At 72.4% G+C, this 15,961-nt stretch carries 14 protein-coding genes; 8 read left to right on the plus strand and 6 right to left on the minus strand.

The annotated features are described in order from the left end of the window. Positions 1–66 precede the first annotated feature (66 nt). The 5 genes from ABZ471_RS39180 to ABZ471_RS39200 are packed head-to-tail and all read right to left on the minus strand — an operon-like array spanning position 67 to position 5,250. Positions 67–1,314 (minus strand): cytochrome P450, encoded by a 1,248-nt coding sequence (locus ABZ471_RS39180; protein ID WP_359073469.1) that lies wholly within the window; start codon positions 1,312–1,314, stop codon positions 67–69. Further along, on the minus strand, positions 1,311–2,534 hold the full coding sequence (locus ABZ471_RS39185) for a cytochrome P450 (protein ID WP_359073470.1): 1,224 nt from the start codon (positions 2,532–2,534) through the stop codon (positions 1,311–1,313). The genes ABZ471_RS39180 and ABZ471_RS39185 overlap by 4 nt, the downstream gene beginning before the upstream one ends. Positions 2,535–2,594: 60 nt before the next feature. Next, on the minus strand, positions 2,595–2,942 hold the full coding sequence (locus tag ABZ471_RS39190) for a DUF742 domain-containing protein (RefSeq protein WP_359073472.1): 348 nt from the start codon (positions 2,940–2,942) through the stop codon (positions 2,595–2,597). Beyond that, positions 2,939–3,346 carry a roadblock/LC7 domain-containing protein gene (locus ABZ471_RS39195; protein WP_359073474.1) on the minus strand — a complete coding sequence of 136 codons (408 nt, stop codon included), beginning with the start codon at positions 3,344–3,346 and terminating at the stop codon, positions 2,939–2,941. Before ABZ471_RS39195 ends, ABZ471_RS39190 begins: the two co-directional genes overlap by 4 nt. Then, the gene (locus ABZ471_RS39200) at positions 3,343–5,250 is read right to left on the minus strand and encodes an ATP-binding protein (RefSeq protein WP_359073476.1); all 1,908 of its coding nucleotides are present in this window, start codon (positions 5,248–5,250) and stop codon (positions 3,343–3,345) included. Before ABZ471_RS39200 ends, ABZ471_RS39195 begins: the two co-directional genes overlap by 4 nt. 434 nt (positions 5,251–5,684) lie before the next feature. On the opposite strand from ABZ471_RS39200, the gene ABZ471_RS39205 reads away from it, so the two are divergent. The 8 genes from ABZ471_RS39205 (at position 5,685) to ABZ471_RS39240 (ending at position 14,938) form a co-directional block, all read left to right on the plus strand. Then, on the plus strand, positions 5,685–6,611 hold the full coding sequence (locus tag ABZ471_RS39205; RefSeq protein ID WP_359073478.1) for a hypothetical protein: 927 nt from the start codon (positions 5,685–5,687) through the stop codon (positions 6,609–6,611). A 147-nt stretch (positions 6,612–6,758) separates the two neighbouring features. Then, positions 6,759–7,679 carry an LLM class flavin-dependent oxidoreductase gene (locus tag ABZ471_RS39210; protein WP_359073480.1) on the plus strand — a complete coding sequence of 307 codons (921 nt, stop codon included), beginning with the start codon at positions 6,759–6,761 and terminating at the stop codon, positions 7,677–7,679. Then, positions 7,676–8,167 carry a hypothetical protein gene (locus ABZ471_RS39215; RefSeq protein WP_359073481.1) on the plus strand — a complete coding sequence of 164 codons (492 nt, stop codon included), beginning with the start codon at positions 7,676–7,678 and terminating at the stop codon, positions 8,165–8,167. The genes ABZ471_RS39210 and ABZ471_RS39215 overlap by 4 nt, the downstream gene beginning before the upstream one ends. Continuing rightward, positions 8,157–8,996, plus strand: a complete 840-nt coding sequence (locus tag ABZ471_RS39220) for a hypothetical protein (protein ID WP_359073482.1) — start codon at positions 8,157–8,159, stop codon at positions 8,994–8,996. Before ABZ471_RS39215 ends, ABZ471_RS39220 begins: the two co-directional genes overlap by 11 nt. Continuing rightward, positions 8,993–9,889: a hypothetical protein gene (locus ABZ471_RS39225; RefSeq protein ID WP_359073483.1), complete on the plus strand. Its 897-nt coding sequence runs from the start codon at positions 8,993–8,995 to the stop codon at positions 9,887–9,889. Before ABZ471_RS39220 ends, ABZ471_RS39225 begins: the two co-directional genes overlap by 4 nt. After that, complete coding sequence (locus ABZ471_RS39230; protein WP_359073484.1) at positions 9,886–10,596, plus strand: hypothetical protein; 711 nt, start codon at positions 9,886–9,888, stop codon at positions 10,594–10,596. Before ABZ471_RS39225 ends, ABZ471_RS39230 begins: the two co-directional genes overlap by 4 nt. 4 nt (positions 10,597–10,600) lie before the next feature. After that, complete coding sequence (locus ABZ471_RS39235; RefSeq protein ID WP_359073486.1) at positions 10,601–11,413, plus strand: hypothetical protein; 813 nt, start codon at positions 10,601–10,603, stop codon at positions 11,411–11,413. Positions 11,414–11,563: 150 nt separating this feature from the next. Further along, positions 11,564–14,938, plus strand: coding sequence for a pyruvate carboxylase (locus tag ABZ471_RS39240; protein ID WP_359073488.1), 3,375 nt, complete (start codon positions 11,564–11,566; stop codon positions 14,936–14,938). A 58-nt stretch (positions 14,939–14,996) separates the two neighbouring features. Here the strand turns inward: ABZ471_RS39240 and ABZ471_RS39245 are convergent, their stop codons facing one another. After that, a complete protein-coding gene (locus ABZ471_RS39245) occupies positions 14,997–15,920 on the minus strand; it encodes a hypothetical protein (protein ID WP_359073489.1) in 924 nt (307 codons plus the stop codon). Positions 15,921–15,961 lie beyond the last annotated feature (41 nt).

Raw genomic sequence — 15,961 nt, forward strand, 5'->3', positions numbered from 1 at the left:
GCGGGCCTGGCCTTCGTGCGCCGGGATGTCTGCGACGCTATGACTTGGAGCGCACTCGAAGTCAACTCAGCCGTTCAGACGGACGGGCAGCTCGAACAGGTCGTTCTGCGTCACCACCGGCTTGTTTCGCAGCTCCGAGGCAGGCACCGCCGGCTCCAGGCCGGGGAAGCGGGCGTACAGGGCGGGCAGCGCGACGCCCGCCTCCAGACGGGACAGCGTCGCGCCGGGGCACACGTGCGGGCCGTGTCCGAAGGAGATGTGACGGTTCCTCGACTCCCGCGTGATGTCGAACTCGCCGGCGCGCGGGCCGTGCGCGTTCTCGTCGCGGCCTATCGCACCGTACGACACGATCAGCGCGTCCCCGGCCGGGATCACCTTGTCACCCACCGGCACGTCCTCGGCCGCGAAGCGGATCAGGACGTGCGAGGTCGGGGTGGCGTGGCGCAGCGTCTCCTCGATCACCGCCGGCCATTCCGCCTCCCCGGACAGCACCAGCTCCCTCTGGTCGGGGCGGGCGGACAGGTGGTCGGGGTGGGCGGACAGGTTGACCATGGCGTTCACGATCAGGGAGCTCGTGGTCTCGTGGCCGGCCGCGACCATCAGCTGGAGGGTGGAGACGATCTCCTCGTCCGTCAGGTGGTCGCCGTCCTCGGAGGCCAGGATCAGGGCACTGGTCAGGTCGTCGCCCGGCTCGGCCCGCTTCGCCGCCACCGTCTCCGCCGTGATCCGCGCCGGCTCGGTGAGGGTCGCGACGACCTCCGCGGGCGGGGTCTGCGTGGAGAAGAAGTTCTCGGACAGCACCTTCAGCCGGGGCAGCCGCGCCTCCTCGATGCCCATGAGGTCGGCGACCACGTACATGGGCAGCGGGTAGGCGAAGGCCGCCTTGAGGTCCACGGCCTCCGCGCCGGTGGGCAGCGCGTCGAGCAGGTCCTGCGCCAGCTTCTCGATCCGTTCCCGCAACCGCACGACCCGGCGCGGGGTGAGCGCCTGCGCGACCAGCGTGCGCATGCGGCGGTGATCGGCGCCATCCACGGTGAGCATGGAGCGGCCCGGGTCGGCGAGGCCGATCAGCGGCCAGTCCGCCGGGATCTCGCCCCGCTGCCAGGCGCCCCAGACGTCGATGTCCTTCACCAGACGCGGGTCGGTGAGCAGCGCCCCGGCCTCCGCGTGGTGGGTGACGGCCCAGACCGGGACGCCGCCCGGCAGTTCCACGGCGGCGAGCGGGCCCGCCGCGCGCAGCGCCGCGCTCTCGACGTCCAGGTCGGTGACGAAGGGGTCGAGGGCGATCCGGGCTTCTTCGGTTCCGGTCGTCATCGTGGCGTGCCACCCGGGGCAGAGGTCGGGGTGAACCGCACGGGCAACTCGGTCAGCCCGCGCAGCCAGGGCGAGGGGCGGCGGGCGAGGGAGTCGGCGGGCGCCGCCAGGTCGACGTCGGGCAGCCGGTCCAGGACGACCTCGATGGCGGTCCGTGCGATCACCTCGGCGATCTCCTGCGCCGGGAACGGACAGCGGTGCTCGCCGTGCCCGAACGAGAAGTGCGCGTGGTTGCCCCCGGTCAGCGCGGAGGGGTCGGTGCGGACCTGCGGATCGGAGTTGGCGCCCTGCAGACCGAGCAGCAGCAGGTCGCCGGCGCGTATGCCGCGGTCGCCGAGGCGGGTGTCGCGGGCGGCCCAGCGGCCGGCCACGTTCTGGGTGGGCGTGTCCTCCCACAGCACCTCGTTCATCGCCTCGGCGACACTGCTGCGGCCGCCGAACAGGGAGGCGGCGAACCGGTCGTCGGTGAGCATCAGCCTGAGCGAGTTGCCGATCCAGTCGGCGGTCGGCTGGTGCCCGGCCGCCATCATCACCATCAGGTCCTGCGCGATCTCCTCGTCCGTGAACCCGCCGTCGTCGGCGAGCATCCGGGAGACCACGTCGCGCGCCGGCTCCTTCCTGCGCTCGGCGAGCAACTGCCCGATGGAGGCGGCCAGATGGGCCTGTCCGGTGAGCGCCCGCTCCCGGCCGTCGATCATGTCGTTGAGGGCCGTGACCAGACCGGGCCCGTCCTCGTCCGGGAAGCCGAACAGCCGGGTGATGACCCGCACCGGCAGCAGCAGCGCGTAGTGCGCGACCAGATCGGTCTCGCCCGCGGCGCAGACCGCGTCGATCAGCTCGTCCGCGAACCGCTCGGCGTGGCCCCGCAGTTCGAGGGGATCCACCGACTCCAGCGCGTTGCCGATCATCGCGGCGCGCTGCCGGTGCCGTTCGCCGACGGTGTAGCGGATCGACGGCTGCTGGCGGCCGATCATCGGCAGCAGCGGCCAGTCGGCGGGGATGTTCCCCCACTGGTTCCACAGGTCGGAGTCCCGGCTGAACAGCACCGGATCGCCGGTCACCTGGTGCAGCTCGCGGTAGCCCAGCACCAGCCAGGCCGGGACGTCACCGTCGAGCAGCACCGGGACCACGGCGCCGTGGTCGCGCCGCATCTCCCGGTACAGACGGGCGGGTTCGGTCCGGAACCGGGGTCCGGTCAGCGGGACGGCGTCGGGGGTCACACGAACTCCTGTCGGGGCAGGGCCGCAGGCGGGGACGGACGGGTGTGCCGGTCGCGCGCGTCAGAGGTTGCGGAGTCCAACGATCACCTGCTCCAGGATGGCGGGGTCCGCGATGGCCAGACGACGCGGATGGCGGGCGCTGACGCGGCCCGCCGTGAGCAGGTCGCACAGCAGCACCTTGGTGATGCCGACGGGCAGGCGCAGCTCGGCGGCGATCTCGACCACCGAGGCGGGGAACTCGGTCATCCGCAGGATCGCCGCGTGCTCCGACTGCATGCCCGCCACCGGCTCCGACTCGGCGACGACCAGCGTGACCAGGTCGAAGGGGTTGTCGGGGCCGCCCCTGGTGCGGCCCTGGGTGAGGGTGTAGAGACGGTCGGGAGCGTCGTCCCTGCCGGGGCGGCTCATGACGTACGGGGCAGTGCGGTCAGATGCTCGCCGAGTTGCTCGACCAGCTCGCTCATGGTGTGCCCGACGACGCCGGCGTCCGCGTCCTCCGTCGCCACCACGGCCAGGTGGGCGCCCTGGCCCGCCTCGACGATGAACAGCACACCCCCGTAGAACTCGGCCATCGCCGAGCGCACGCCTCCGCTGCCGTCGCCGAACTCGACCGACGCCCCGCGCGACAGTGACTGGATCCCGGCGGCGATCGCGGCGAGCTGGTCGGCCCGGTCCACGCTCAACTCCGGGGAGCGGCACAGCTTCAGCCCGTCCCGGGACAGCACGAGCGCGTGCCGCGTCCCCGGAGTCCTCTCCAACAGGCCCTCCAGGAGCCAGGTGAGCGTGTCGTCGGCGGTGCTCGGGCCGGTCATGAAGTGGCGTCGCCTTCCGGGTGCGCGTGCGAGTGAGAGGGAGAGGAGGCGGGCGAGCCGTGCTCGGGCTCAGCGGCGTTCTCAGCGGCGTGGTGAGGGGGTGCGGCCGGACCGTTGTCTGGAGGTGCGGCCGTGTGGTCGCCCGGGGTGGTGTCGCGCGCGGAGGTGGCAGGGCGTCCGGCGGCGGCAGGGGAGGCGCTGCCACGCAGCGAGCCGGCCGAGCGGTTGTCCGGCACGGTGCTGTGGGCGCGGGCGGAGGGCGTTGAGGGGTTGTTCGGCGTGGTGTTGTGGGTGGAGGCCGTTGACGGGCTGTCCGGCACCGTGCGGTGGGCGGAGGCGGGTGTGTGGGTGTCCGGCACCGTGCCGTGGGCGGAGGCTGTTGAGGGGTTGTCCGGTGCGGTGTCGTGGGCGGAGGCCGGTGGCTGGGTGTTCGGAGGGGCGTCCCGTGGGGGTGTGGCCTGGCCCGGTCCGGACTGGTGGTCGGGCGCGGTGGTGGGGCGGACGGACTTGCGGAAGGTGTGGAAGCGGGTGACGCGGGCCTCGGCGGTGCCCGGTGCGGGCCGCTGTTCGGCGGACCGGGGTGCCGACCGGAACCGTTCGGCCTCGGCGAGGGTGCGGCCGCGTCGCCGCCTGGGCAGCCCGGCCGGGCCGTCGGAACCCTCGTCGGCGGTCGGCGCGGGGAACTCGTGGACCGGAGCGGGGTCCGCAGGAGTGGTCGGCCCGGAGGGAGCGGTCGGGTCGGCCGGCCTTGCCGTCGCGGCAGCCGCTGGCCGGGGCATGGCGGGGCCAGTGAGGATCTCCTGCGGGATGAGCATCAGCACGCCCGTGCCTCCGCGTGCCGACGGCCGGAAGGACACCTTCAGGCCGTGTTTGCGGGCGAGCCGGCCGACCACGGCGAGCCCGAGCCGGGTGCCGGTCAGACCGCCCAGCTCCGAGACGTCACCGGCGACCGCCCGCTCGGCACGGCGCAGTTGCACGTCCCCCATCACCAGGCCGCTGTCCTCCACGGACACGATGACCCCGGCCGGCACCACCTCGACGTAGACGTGCACCTCGGCCGTCGGGGGCGAGAAGTTCGCCGCGTTGTCCAGGAGTTCGGCGAGCGCGTGCATCACGCCCTCGGCAGCGTGTCCGGCGACGGCGGCCTCGCCGACCGAGTGGATCCGCACCCGCTGGTAGCCGGCGATCCTGCCCATCGCACCGCGCAGCACGGACTCCATCCCGATGGGCCGCGCCCACCGGCGCCCCGAACGCGCCCCGGTCAGTACGGCGATGGAGTCGGCGAGCCGGCCGGCCTGGGCGGTGCGATGGTCCAGGTGGAGAAGGTTGGCGAGGACGTCCTCGTCGGTGTGCCGGTCCTCCATCGCGCGCAGATCGGCGAGGGTCGCCGTGGCGAGCGCCTGCAGACGGGCGGCGGTGTGGGAGGTCGAGGCGAGCGCCGTGGCCCGCTCGCGCCGGGCCCGCTCCAACTCCTCGGCCAGCCCGTTGCGTTCGCGGCGCAGCCGGTCCAGCTCCGCTGTGCCCGCCTCGGTGACCCGGGCCTGCTCGGCCGCGAACTCCGCCTGCTGTCCGGCAAGTTCGTCGATGAACCGCTGCTGTTCACGGCGTGTCTCCTCGGACGCGTGGGCCTGCTGCTGGAGGAGTCGGCCGATGTCCCGCGTCGCGCTCTCCAGTCTGCGCCGTCTGTCGCGCGCGGCGTGCCCCGAGTGGGCTGCCGCGGTCACGGCCGCACAGAGCACCACCGCCGCCGTACCCCCACCCCAGACGAGCGGTGCGCGCACGGCGTCCGGCGCGGTGGACACGGCCGCGAAGAGCGCGAGTGCCGACAGCACACCGGACGCGGCGAGGGCGGAAGCGAGCGTGCGGAGGGAAGGTCGGTCGCCGGGATGCGTGGGCGCGGTCATCGGTCCGGTCTGGTCCTCGCGACAGGGGGTCGAGCAGGGGCGCGTACGAAGTCGAGTGACTATCGAGAGTGAACTGCCGGTCACTATACGAGAGTTGGTGATCGAATCTGAGAGATTCCGGTGTCATTCCATAGAGTGAACGGTCGAACGTGTGCCTTGGGCGTCCTTGGTCATGAACCGGGCGCCTCGGGACCCTCTGACCCACCTCGCCTCCGATGGGGCGACGATTCCGAAGCCGGACAGGTTGCCTCCGGTGCGCCCGATTCTTGTCACGGCGGCGCAGGGCGGATGAATCTTGACGACCGGCCCCCCGCTCGCTGAACTGTGAGCGCCGGGTCGGGCGGCCCGCGCGGAGGGGTCGGAGGCGCCGGAAGCGGGGCGAAGGGGGCGGTGTACGTGTCGGGGGAGCGGGCGGCGACGGGCTGCCGTGCCTCATGAGCGTCGAGGGGAGCGCCGCCGGGTCTGCGGACCAGGTCCGTGCCCTGCTCGCGCGCCTCACCTGGTTCACCGGGCGGACACTGCGGGCGGAGTGGCACGCCATCGTCGTCGACCCGCTGCGACGGCTCACGCGGCGCGGATTGTCCGGACTGGTGCTGGCGTTCGTCGCCGCCTTCGGCGTCATCTTCTTCCACGATCTCGCCCAGCGGCCGACCGGAGCACTGTGGGTGACGAGGCTCGGCGGCGTCAAGGCCGACCTGCCGCTGTGGCTGTCCCTGCTGCGCACCCCGGTGTCGCTGTACGTCCCGGCACTGGACCTGCCGGTATGGGCGGGCATCACCCAGCTGTTCCTGGCCTTCGCACTCGCCGAACTGGCCCTCGGCAGGCGCCGGACGCTGGCCATCGCCTACGTCACCACCCTGGCCGGCACCTTCACCGCCCGCCTGATGATCGCGCTCGGCCCGGGCTGGTGGGGGTTCGGACTGCCGCCCGAGTGCGGGGCGGTGCTCGACACCGGACCCTCGGCGGCCGTCGTGGGCCTGTTCACCTATCTGGCGGTCGTCCGGCGTGCCCCTGTGGTGTTCATGTTGACCGGCGGCTCCATGGTGTGGGAGTCCATCGCGGTCCCGAACCTCGCGGGCCGGGAGCACCTGATCGCGGTGGGCACCGCGATCGTGCTGGGCCTCCTGCGCGGCCGCGGAGAGCAAGTGCGGGCCGCCGTACGGTCCCTGCTGCCGGAGTACGTCGTACGGTCCCTGCTGTCGAGGCGTGTCGTACGGCCCCTGCTGCCGCGGCGCAGGAACGTGGAGCCCGCTCCGGCGGAGCCCGCTCCCGTGGAGCCCGCACCTCTGCCCGCGCTGACGCCCGCCGTCCGTCCCGAAAATTCCGCCCGGGAAGTTTCCGTGCCTTTCCTCGAACGTTAGTCCGGACCGACAGGATCACGCTTCCCAAGAATCATCAGAAACCTTTCCCGGAAATATCACCGACTTCCGGGCATGGCGATCTCCGATCCCCCGCTGCTACGCTCGCGCCGTTGCCTGCAGTGACCCAATTCACGGCTCGGGGGGTCCATGAAGGTCGGCGTCACTCTGCCCTTGGCGGAATCCCCCGCCAAACAGCCTTCCTACGAAGAGATAAGAGCCCTCGCCCGGCAGGCCGAAGCAGCCGGCTTCGACTCCCTCTGGTGCTTCGACCACCTGCTCTTCCGCGACGGGACGGAACCCGCCGAGGGCATCTGGGAATGCTGGACCATACTCAGCGCGCTCGCCGAGGCCACGTCGCGTATTCAGCTCGGCACCCTCGTCCTGTGCACGGCTTTCCGGAATCCGGCCGTCCTCGCCAAAATGGTGGTGACGCTCGACTCTCTGAGCAACGGCCGTCTCATTCTGGGACTGGGTGCCGGCTGGCACCGGCCGGAATTCGAGGCGTTCGGTCTCGATTTCGATCACCGCGTGGCCCGTTTCGAAGAGGCACTGCAGATCATCGTGTCACTGCTGCGCACCGGAAAGGCGGAATTCAACGGCCGTTACTCCTGGGCCCGGGGCGGTGAACTCCGCCCGCGCGGCGTGCGCCCCGAGGGTCCGCCCCTCCTGGTCGGCGGCTCCGGACCGCGCATGCTGCGGGCGACCGCCCGCTACGCCGACCTGTGGAACGGCTGCTGGTTCGGGGCCCCGGACACGTTCGAGACGGCACTGCACACCGTGCGGACCGCCTGCGCCGACGCCGGCCGCGACCCGTCGACCCTCCGGATCACCGTCGGCGTGAACGTCGTACCCGCCGGCCGGGCCGCCTGCCCCGACCCCCGCGCCCCGGTCCTCACGGGCACCCCCGCAGAGCTGGCCGACGGGTTCGCCGGCTACCGGGATCTCGGTGTCGACCACCTCATCTGCAATCTGAACCCGCATCACGCGACCGCACAGCGCGCACTGGCCGAAGCACTGAGGCGCTACCGCGCCCACCCGGACCCGACCGAGGAGGGGCCCCGCTCATGACATGGACGATCGACGAGGCCAGGGTGATGCCGTTCCTGAAGGCGGCCCACCGCCGTGACCTGCTCGCCCGCCTGTGGCGGCCGACGCCCCTGGAGGCCGCCGCCGAACCCGGGCCGGCCGTCCCCGAGGCGGAGGAGATACCGGACCTCCAGGCCAAGAGCTTCAAGGACTTCAAGGACGGTAAGGAGTTCAAGGACTACAAGGACCGCAAGGACTTCAAGGACTACAAGGACCTGAAGGACCTCAAGGACAGCAAGGACGTGAAGGACCGCAAGGACACGAAGGACAGCAAGGACTTCAAGGACTCCAAGGACGGCACGGACGGCGCCTGGACCCCGGCCGAGCGCACCGTGCCGCTCGCCGCACGACCGGCGGAGCCGGCGGAAGGCATGAAGGCCGGGCCGGCCGAAGCAGGCGACGACGTCCTGGCCGTCCTGCGCGCCTCCCGGGCGAGCCGGTTCCTGCGGGAGCGCGGCCTTGTCATCTGAACCCCGGACGTCATCCGAACCGCGGCCGACCGAGGCCGCCGCCCCGGCGGACCTGATCGTGGTGGCCGATCCGCAGGACCCCATCGCAGTGGAAACCGCCGACTACGTGCGGGAACAGGGCCGTTCGGCGGCCGTCCTCGATGTCTTCGACGCGGCGCAGCTGTTCACCGTCGCGACCCGCGCGGGCACGGCCACGGTCGACCCCGTCGTTCCACTGGTGCTCCTGCTGCCGTCACCGCCCGGGCGCCGGATCGGCTTCGACGCGGAGTTCCACCTGGGGGAATGCCTCGCCCAGCTCTGGGCGGTCGCGGCGCTCACGCCCGCCCCCGTGATCAACCGCCCCTCGTCCGCACTGGTGGCCGGCCGCACCATGCGCTCCGCCGCGGTCACCGAGCACCGCGCAGGCGAGTCGGGCGACAGCGAACTGTTCTCCTTCGACTATCCGCGGCCGGGGAGCCCGGAGGGCGAGGCCTTCTGGGTCGAGGACCTCGGCACGCTCCGCGCCCGCCGCTGGCCCGAGCGGCCACCCGGCACCGGCCCCTACCGCGCGCGCTGGTCGGACGCCGACCCCGCCATGGAGACGGTCGTCGTCCTCGGCGACCGGGCCTGGCGCTGCACCACCGCCGACCTCGACCACCTCGCCCTGGAATCCCGCAGCGTCGCCGCGGCGGCCGCCCTGGAACTGGACCTCGCCGCCCTCGTCTGGCGGGTCACGGACGGAGCCGCCGCGGCCCGCCTGGTGCACGTGGAGCCGTTCCCCGCCCTGCAGCAGCTGCGCATGGTCTGGCTCGGTCTCGGGCCCCGGCTCATGGAGGTGCTGTTCCCATGATCTACGCGGTCGGGATCGCCACGGACGGAACCCTCGCCCACTTCACGGCCGAGGCCGCCGACCGGTCCGCCCCGGTCACCCTCGTCGACCTCGGCGACCTGGTGCGCGACGGAGCCTGGCGCCTCGCGCTGCCCGACGACGGGGACAGCTGGATGGTGGTCGGCGACCAGCGCTACGACCTCGATCCGGCGGACGGCTACTTCTGCCGGCTTGCGGACCTGTCCGCCTTCGAGGAGGACGCCGCGCGCACCGTGCGCTGGCGGAGCCTGATGGCATCGCTCACCGCCTGGCTCGACCGCGTGCCCGGCGTCGTCGCCAACCGTCCCGGTGCGGCCGGCGACAACGGCTCCAAGCCGCTGCACGAGGTCACGCTGGCCCGCCACGGCTTCGACGTACCGGAGAGCCTGACCAGCTCCGACCCCGGCAGACTGCGCGCGTTCGCCGGCAGCGGTCCGGCCATCGTGAAGGCACTGTCCGGCGTCCGGGCCGACAGCAGGCTCGTGGCACCCGAGGAGTTCGACGACTTCGTGCCCCATCAGGGACCGGTGCACCTGCAGCGCTATGTGTCCGGCAGCGACGTCCGCGTGCACGTCGTCGGCGACGAACTGCATGCCGAGGAGGCGGTGTCCTCGGCCGTCGACTACCGCACCGCACCTCCGCAGGAGGTCGAGTTCCGGCCCCACGACCTGCCCGACGGCCTCGCCACACGGATCACCGCCGGCACCCGCGCCCTCGGGCTCGCCTTCGCCGGCTGGGACCTCAAACGGGACACGGCCGGCACGTACTGGTGCCTGGAGGCCAACCCGATGCCCGGATACGACTGGTACGACCGCAGACTCGACGGCGCCGTCACCACCTCGCTGCTCCGCCTGCTGACGGGAGGAACCGCGTGATCACGGACCTTCCGCTGCTCACCGCCGAAGGCAGCGACGACGTACGGGAGCGTGTGTACGCCCTGCGGGAGCACTGGATCGCGCGCGGCGGCGACCCGCCCGCGTTCCTCACCCTCGGCACGCCGAGCTACCTCGACGTGGCCGAACGCCCGGAGAGCGGCCACTACCAGCGCCACGGGGTGGGCTCGCGGGCGCTGCTGCGGACGCACTTCGGGGATCTGTACGACGTGGTGGGCAAGGCCCTCACCGACCACCTCGACGCACCCGTCCACTACCCGGAGCACCTGGCACTGCCCGGCTTCCACATCTGGCTGGAGGCCGCCATCTTCACCAGGCCCCAGGCGCCCGTGCACTTCGACCTCCAGTACGAGGCGTTCGACTGGCCGCCGGGCACCGACACCGACCGGCTGCTGTCGTTCACCCTGCCGCTGCGGGTACCCGCGGCCGGCGGCGGACTGAACCTCTGGGAGGCGACGTACCAGGACTTCCGCCGCTCCCTCGCACGCGGCTGGGTGGAGAGCGCGGCGGACCTGAAACGCTTTCACACCCTGCGGTACGTCCCCTACACACCCGGACACCTGTACGTCCACTCCGGGCACGTCCTGCATCAGGTCGCCCCCAGCAGCGCCGTCCGGCCCGGCGACGAACGCCTCACCCTCCAGGGGCACGGTGTCTGGTGCGACGGCCACTGGCTCCTCTACTGGTGACGCGATGACCGTCCTCACCAACACCGACCTGGCGGACTTCACCGAGCGCGGCTACTGCGTGCTCCGCGGGGTGTTCGACGAGCGGCGCGCAGCAGCGGCCCGCGCCGCCGTCTGGCGCCGCATGCGTGAGAAGGCGGGCATCGTCCACGGCGACCCGAGCACCTGGCCCCCCGCGTACGACATCGAGGAACGTCTCGACAGCGCCGCCGTACGCGCCTGCTTCCCCGACGTGCTCGCCCGGGCCGTCGAGGAACTGGTCGGCCGCGGCCGCTGGCGCGGGGACCGCGACTGGGGATTCTGGCCCGTGAACTTCGCCCACGGAGCCGCCCTGCCGCCGGGGAGCCTTCCGGTGGAGGGCTGGCACATCGACGGGAACTGGTTCCGCCACACCCTCGACGCCCCCCACCAGGGTCTGCTCCTCATCGGCCTGTTCTCCGACGTCGCACCCTCCGGCGGCGGCACCCTGATCGCCGAGGGCAGCCACCGCCGTACCGCACACGTCCTCGCCCGGCACCCCGAAGGCCTCGGCCACCGCCAACTGTTCGACCTCGTCCTGGCCGAGCCGCTGGGCAACGTCACCGAGCTGACCGGCCGCGCCGGCGACGTCGTCCTCGCCCACCCCTTCCTCTTCCACACCCGGGGCTTCAAACACACCGGGCCGCCCCGCTTCATCAGCAACACCGAGGCGGGCCTCACCGCGCCCCTGCGCCTCGACCGCACCGACGGCTCGCCCCATTCGGTCCTGGAAGAATCGATCCGCGCCGCCCTCGCCGCCCCGCCACCGGTCTTCGACCCTCCGCTGCACTGCCGCTTCTGACGGCCCGGCCCCCGCACGCCCGACCGCGTCAATGTGACGCTTTTCGCACTTCGACACGCGCGGGCACCCCCTAATGTTGCCGCGACGTACGGCAGCGCATGGCTGACACCATGGTGTTCGTCGCCGCCAGGCAGCTGAAGGGAATCCAGGATGTTCCGCAAGGTGCTGGTCGCCAACCGTGGAGAGATCGCGATTCGCGCGTTCCGGGCGGGCTACGAACTCGGTGCCCGCACGGTCGCCGTGTTCCCGCACGAGGACCGCAACTCGCTGCACCGGCTGAAGGCCGACGAGGCCTACGAGATCGGCGAACCCGGGCATCCCGTGCGGGCCTACCTCTCCGTCGAGGAGATCGTGGGCGCCGCACGCCGTGCCGGCGCCGACGCCGTCTACCCGGGCTACGGCTTCCTGTCCGAGAACCCCGAACTCGCCCGCGCCTGCGAGGAGGCGGGCATCACCTTCGTCGGACCCAGCGCCCACACGCTGGAGCTGACCGGCAACAAGGCGCGCGCGGTCGCCGCCGCCCGGGCGGCGGGCGTGCCCGTACTGGGCTCGTCCGCACCCTCCAACGACGTCGACGAACTCGTACGCGCCGCCGAGGACATCGGCTTCCCCGTCTTCGTCAAGGCGGTCGCGGGCGGCGGCGGCCGCGGCATGCGCCGCGTCGAGGACCCCGCCATGCTGCGCGAGTCCATCGAGGCCGCCTCCCGCGAGGCCGCCTCCGCGTTCGGCGACCCGACCGTCTTCCTGGAGAAGGCCGTCGTGGACCCGCGCCACATCGAGGTGCAGATCCTCGCCGACGGCGAGGGCAACGTCATTCACCTGTTCGAGCGAGACTGCTCGCTGCAGCGCCGCCACCAGAAAGTCATCGAGCTGGCGCCCGCGCCCAACCTCGACCCGCAGCTACGGGACCGGATCTGCGACGACGCCGTGCGCTTCGCCCGCGAGATCGGCTACCGCAACGCCGGCACCGTGGAATTCCTCCTCGACCGCGACGGCAACCACGTCTTCATCGAGATGAACCCGCGCATCCAGGTCGAGCACACGGTCACCGAGGAGGTCACCGACGTCGACCTGGTCCAGGCGCAGCTGCGCATCGCCTCCGGCGAGACCCTCGCCGACCTCGGCCTGTCCCAGGACACGGTCACCCTGCGCGGTGCCGCCCTCCAGTGCCGTATCACCACCGAGGACCCCGCCAACGGCTTCCGCCCGGACACCGGCCGGATCAGCGCCTACCGCTCGCCGGGCGGCTCCGGCATCCGCCTCGACGGCGGCACCACCCACGCGGGTACGGAGATCAGCGCCCACTTCGACTCGATGCTGGTCAAACTCACCTGCCGGGGCCGGGACTTCAGGTCCGCCATCGGGCGCGCCCGGCGTGCCGTCGCCGAGTTCCGCATCCGTGGCGTCGCCACCAACATCCCGTTCCTGCAGGCCGTCCTGGACGACCCCGACTTCCAGGCCGGGCGGGTCACCACCTCGTTCATCGAGCAGCGCCCGCACCTGCTGACCGCCCGCAGCTCCGCCGACCGCGGCACCAAGCTGCTCACGTACCTCGCCGACGTCACCGTCAACAAGCCGCACGGCAAGCGCCCCGACCTCCTCGACCCGGTCACCAAGCTGCCGCCGCTCCCGGCCGGCGAGCCCCCGGCCGGCTCCCGGCAGCGGCTGGTCGACCTCGGCCCCGAGGGCTTCGCCCGGCACCTGCGCGAGTCGCCGACCATCGGCGTCACCGACACCACCTTCCGCGACGCCCACCAGTCGCTGCTCGCCACCCGGGTACGCACCAAGGACCTGCTCGCCGTCGCCCCGGTCGTCGCCCGCACCCTGCCCGAGCTGCTGTCCCTGGAGTGCTGGGGCGGCGCGACGTACGACGTGGCGCTGCGCTTCCTCGCCGAGGACCCGTGGGAGCGGCTGGCCGCCCTGCGTGAGGCCGTACCGAACATCTGCCTGCAGATGCTGCTGCGCGGCCGCAACACCGTCGGCTACACCCCGTACCCGACCGAGGTCACCGACGCCTTCGTGCAGGAGGCCGCGGCCACCGGCATCGACATCTTCCGCATCTTCGACGCGCTCAACGACGTCGGCCAGATGCGGCCCGCCATCGACGCCGTACGCGAGACCGGCACCGCGATCGCCGAGGTCGCCCTCTGCTACACCGCCGACCTCAACGACCCCGCCGAGCGGCTCTACACCCTCGACTACTACCTGCGCCTCGCCGAGCAGATCGTGGACGCCGGCGCCCATGTCCTCGCCGTGAAGGACATGGCCGGACTGCTGCGCGCCCCGGCCGCCGCCAAGCTGGTCTCCGCGCTGCGCCGCGAGTTCGACCTGCCGGTGCATCTGCACACGCACGACACGGCGGGCGGCCAGCTCGCCACCTACCTCGCCGCGATCCAGGCGGGTGCCGACGCGGTGGACGGCGCGGTGGCCTCCATGGCCGGGACGACCTCGCAGCCTTCGCTGTCGGCGCTCGTCGCCGCCACCGACCACTCCGAGCGGCCCACCGGGCTCGACCTGCAGGCCGTCGGCGACCTGGAGCCGTACTGGGAGGGCGTCCGCAGGATCTACGCCCCCTTCGAGGCGGGCCTCGCCTCCCCGACCGGCCGCGTCTACCACCACGAGATCCCCGGCGGCCAGCTCTCCAACCTGCGCACCCAGGCCGTCGCCCTCGGCCTCGGCGACCGCTTCGAGGACATCGAGGCCATGTACGCCGCCGCCGACCGTATCCTCGGCCACCTGGTGAAGGTCACCCCGTCGTCCAAGGTGGTCGGCGACCTCGCGCTGCACCTGGTGGGCGCGGGCGTCTCGCCGGAGGACTTCGAGGCGACCCCCGATCGGTTCGACATCCCCGACTCGGTCATCGGCTTCCTGCGCGGCGAGCTGGGCACCCCGCCCGGCGGCTGGCCCGAGCCGTTCCGCACCAAGGCCCTCCAGGGCCGCGGCGAGCCCAAGCCCGCCCCCGAGCTGTCCTCCGAGGACCGTGACGGGCTTGCGAAGGACACCCGGGCGACCCTAAACCGGCTGCTGTTCCCCGGCCCGACCCGGGAGTTCGACACGCACCGGCAGTCGTTCGGCGACACCAGCGTCCTGGACAGCAAGGACTTCTTCTACGGCCTGCGGCCCGCCAAGGAGTACGCCGTCGACCTGGAGCCGGGTGTACGGCTGCTGATCGAGCTGCAGGCGGTCGGCGAGGCGGACGAGCGCGGTATGCGCACCGTGATGTCCTCGCTCAACGGCCAGCTGCGACCGATCCAGGTCCGTGACCGGGCGGCGGCCTCGGACGTGCCGGTGACGGAGAAGGCCGACCGTGCCAACCCGGGCCATGTGGCGGCGCCGTTCGCCGGCGTGGTGACGCTCGCTGTCGCCGAGGGCGACGAGGTGGCGGCCGGCGCGACCGTGGCCACCATCGAGGCGATGAAGATGGAGGCCACGATCACCGCGCCGAAGGCGGGCCGGGTGTCCCGGCTGGCCATCAACCGGATCCAGCAGGTGGAGGGCGGAGACCTGCTCGTCGAGATCGCCTGAGACGGCTGTTCGCCGCGACCGGGCCCCGGTCGCGGCGAACAGGCGAACAGCCGGTCGGCTAGAGGCGGCCGAACAGGTAGCGCAGGCGGGCGAGGACCAGGTTCGGGTCCTGCCGGGTGACGAACGCGGCGCTGGGCAGGTAGAGGGTCCGGCCGCGTACGGCGACCGAGGTCGGGTTGGAGAGCCCGTCGTCCGGCGTGAGGACGACCGTGTGGGTGCCGTCGCGGCGTACCAGGACGATCTCGCTGCTGCGGTTCAGCGCGGCCAGGACGCTGCTTCCGTTCCCCGGGAACGCGAAGTCGTCGATGCCGTCGAGGCCCGTGGCCCGCGTCTGGACCGAGCCCGCGGAGCGGTCCGGGCCGACGGGGAAGCGCAGGAGCGAGCCACGGTCGGTGTTGGACACCCACACCGCGTCCCGGTGGACCTTGATGCCGTTGACGCCGTACCCGGAGGCCGAGAGCGGCTGGAGTTCCGTGCCCTGCGCCCACGCGGTGGCCGTGCCGCCCGACGTGGGGACGCGCCAGACGATGCCCTGTACGGAGTCGGCGGCGTAGAGCACGCCGTTGCGCTCGTCGAGGGCCAGGCCGTTGGGCAGTCCGCGCGGTGGCAGCTCGGCGATCTGTACCGGAGTGCCGCCGTCACCGGGGATGCGCCAGATGCCGGTCTCTTGCGTGCCGGTCGCGTAGTTGACGTACAGCGTGCCGTCGTGGGTGCGGACGATGCCGGTGACGGCGGCGCTGTGCAGGAGGGGCGTGTCCGGCTGCGCCACGCTCGGCAGGGTCGCGAGGATCCGGGTCTTGCCGTCCGGGGTGACGTGGGCGACCTGCCGGGCCAGGGCGAAGGTGAGGTCGGCGGAGCCGTCGCCTTCGAGTGCGATGTTCTCGGGCGTCTGCCCGGCGGCCAGGCCGAAGTGGGCGACGACGCGCGAGTCCGTGACGATCGGCTCGTGGCCGGTGGCGGGTACCGCGGCCCGGGTGCTGATGCTGCTGTTCGCCCAGGGCACGGCCGTCACGCTGGTCTTCG

This window comes from Streptomyces sp. NPDC005728, from assembly GCF_040630895.1.
Lineage (GTDB): Bacteria > Actinomycetota > Actinomycetes > Streptomycetales > Streptomycetaceae > Streptomyces.